1 protein-coding gene is annotated in these 226 nt (G+C 71.7%); it reads right to left on the reverse strand.

Going from position 1 to position 226, the window contains the following annotated elements; all coding sequences use genetic code 11:
- On the reverse strand, positions 1-226 hold a 226-nt coding region (locus RRF55_RS28480; RefSeq protein WP_439419368.1), incomplete at both ends, for a two-component regulator propeller domain-containing protein.

Raw genomic sequence — 226 nt, forward strand, 5'->3', positions numbered from 1 at the left:
TAGTCGCCGCTGAGCCCGTCGCGCTCGGTGAAGCTGCTGAACAAGGTTTCGCGCAAGCGGTACAGGCCGCCATTGGCGCCCACCCAGATGCTGCCCTCGGCGTCTTCGCGCAGGCTGACCACGCGCCCCCCGGGCAGCGACAGCCCGGTCGGCAACCGCTCCAGCCCGTGCCGCGACAAGCGCAGCAGGCCCTGGTTCTCGGTGCCCAGCCACAGGTCGCCGTGGC

This window comes from Klebsiella sp. K47 (genome assembly GCF_051858335.1).
Lineage (GTDB): Bacteria > Pseudomonadota > Gammaproteobacteria > Enterobacterales > Enterobacteriaceae > Klebsiella > Klebsiella pneumoniae.